Source organism: Ruegeria sp. AD11(2025) (genome assembly GCF_056542405.1).
In genome coordinates, this window is the sequence record NZ_JBQFZU010000084.1 from 1 (window position 1) to 2,387 (window position 2,387).

A 2,387-nucleotide genomic window follows, 5' to 3' on the forward strand; every position below is an offset into this window, starting at 1 on the left:
AACCCCTCTTTAAAGCAACAGAGGCCTTTTCTGAAAGATGATAGAGGTGATCGAATTTTATGGTATAAACCGGCTGTTTTTTAGACTGTCTTGTCCACCGGCGAAGTTTTTCAGAATACTGAGGTGTTTGCATAGGGGAGATGACCTGCTCCCCGAAACTTCCCTCGTTCTGATGTAGAGTTTGCTCAACCTTGCCTTGAGCCCCAACCTTGGACCGCCAGAAGCTAGATTTTTCCGGCTCTATCACGATGACGGGCTGGTGACGCCATCGGGATAATGCATGGCAATCGGGACGTTGTATCCGATTGCGCTGTGGGGTCTGTCCTCATTGTAGTGCCGACGCCAATCCTCCAGCTTTTCGCGGGCATCTGCAAGGCTCATGAACCAGTGCGCGTTCAGGCATTCCGCCCGGAGCTTGCTGTTAAACGCCTCAATGAAGCCATTGTCCGTGGGCTTTCCAGGCCGTGAGAAGTCGAGGGTAACGTCGTTGGCGTAGGCCCAGAGATCGAGGTCCCGCGAGATGAACTCGCTGCCGTTATCGACTCTGATCGTCTTGGGGTAGCCGATCTGCCCGCAGACCCGTTCGAGCGTCTGCACAACATCTTCGCCCCGATAGGTGAAGCGCGGATCGGCTGCAGGGCAGAGCCGGGAATGCGTGTCAACGACGGTCAGGATGCGCAACCTCCTACCCAGGGCGAGCTGGTCGTGAACGAAGTCCATCGCCCAGACATCGTTAGGCCCGACGGCTTCATGACGGTCTTCTCTGAGCTTTGCCTTCACCCGGCGCTTGGGGTGCTTGTTCCTGAGCTGCAGGCCCAACTCGTTGTAAATCCTGCGTGTCTTCTTCATGTTGATCACCCAACCCTCCCGTCTAAGAAGCACGTGGACGCGCCTGTAGCCATAGCGCACACGCGTCTCTGCGATCTCTTTGATCCGCCGTTCGACGGCAGCCTGATCCGTCCGCCGGGACTTGTAGTGGTAGGTGGATGTGTCGAAGCAGATGGCCCCACAAGCCTTCCGGATCGACACACCCCAATCAACGCACATCCCGGTGACAATCTCGCGCAAACGGCCAGGCTTCAGAGCTTTCGCCGAATGACATCCTGAAGCATCTCCCGATCCAGCGTCAGGTCCGCCACGATCTTCTTCAGCCGGGTGTTCTCGTCCTCCAGCGCCTTCAGCCGGCGCATCTCGTCAGGCAACAAGCCGCCGTACTTCTTCTTCCAATTGAAGTATGTCGCCTGGCTGATCCCAGCCTTTCGGCAGATCTCCGCGACCGGTGTGCCTTGCTCGCCCTGCTTCAGGATGAAGGCCTTCTGCGCCTCCGTGAACTTCGATGCTTTCATGCGATTCCGCTCCTCTCCCAGCCAGGGAAATTTAGCGGAAAACTCCAGCTCCGAACGATCCAGTTTTCAGGGGGCAGAGCATCGTGACCTGAGACCCGTTTCCTCCTCCAATTTGAGGTAGAGTTCGTCCCAACTAAGGAGACGAACGGAATGAAGAGATCACGGTTTAATGAAGAGCAGATCATTGCGATCCTGAAGCAGCAGGAAAACCCTTGATTTCATGCTTTCTGCGAAGCGAGATACCAAAGCAGCAAAGAAGTTCTTCGCCAACGCATTGCACAACAATGGCATCCCGAAACGGATCACCATTGACAAAAGCAGGAGCAACGCGGCCGGTATCAAAGAAGTCAACAAGATCTTCAAGCGGTTACAGTTACCGGTTAAGATCGACACTGTCAGATCAAAATACTTAAACAACATTATCGAGCAGGATCACCGGTTCATCAAGCGGCTCATGAGACCGATGCTTGGCTTCAAAAACTTCATCTCAGCTGCAGCGACACTAGCAGGAATCGAGACGGCCAACATGATCCGAAAGGGCCAACTTGGGGCTTCGACAAGCGGATTCCGTCAATTCGCAGAACTCGCTGGATAACAACCGCCTGCCAATGCGATAGCTCTGAACGACGCCAGAGTTTGCGACACAGCCATCTTGAACAGATCCGGTTTGTCGCGGCTTACCATCAGATAAACTGTCCCTGTCTTTACTCGCTTCGCCAGCCATCGGATCTCAGCGGAACGCCGTTTTACGCTTCTTGTTCGTTTCATTTCAGTTTTAAAACGCGGTTAGCCTTGTTTCTTTTCTCCCAGATATGCTTGACTTGGGCATGGGCATGATCCTTTTCGTCCTTTGAGATTTCGCCGGCGGGATTGCCATCGAGGTCATAGCGATGCTTGTGCTGAAGCAAGGCGCGGTGATAGGCAAGCTTGCGGGCTAGATAGACGCGCAGAACAAAGCGGAGTTGCTTTTGCGCGTCTCGATCTTGCAACCCGAACCTTTCAACCAGATCATGGAAGATGCCGATCTTCATGGGCCGGACC

The 2,387-nt window shown here is 54.2% G+C and carries 3 protein-coding genes and 1 pseudogene; 1 reads left to right on the forward strand and 3 read right to left on the reverse strand.

Translation table 11 applies throughout. The features are described 5' to 3' along the window. Both ACR1XY_RS24320 and ACR1XY_RS24325 read right to left on the reverse strand, forming a co-directional pair. Positions 1-247 (reverse strand): hypothetical protein (locus ACR1XY_RS24320; protein WP_480597346.1); only part of this gene is annotated, 247 nt, incomplete at its 3' end. After that, positions 244-1,346 (reverse strand): IS3 family transposase gene (locus ACR1XY_RS24325; RefSeq protein ID WP_170438333.1). Its coding sequence is split into 2 segments (ribosomal slippage): positions 244-1,085 and positions 1,085-1,346, totalling 1,104 coding nucleotides; the frame shifts between segments, so codons are not numbered across the junction. The genes ACR1XY_RS24320 and ACR1XY_RS24325, both read right to left, overlap by 4 nt. Before the next feature lie 205 nt (positions 1,347-1,551). Here ACR1XY_RS24325 and ACR1XY_RS24330 point away from each other — a divergent pair. Then, positions 1,552-1,941, forward strand: a pseudogene (locus tag ACR1XY_RS24330) (IS6 family transposase); the annotation flags it as partial. Positions 1,942-2,110: 169 nt separating this feature from the next. Here ACR1XY_RS24330 and ACR1XY_RS24335 read toward each other — a convergent pair. Beyond that, the coding region (locus ACR1XY_RS24335; protein ID WP_480597350.1) for a ProQ/FINO family protein at positions 2,111-2,387 on the reverse strand (277 nt) is incomplete at its 5' end.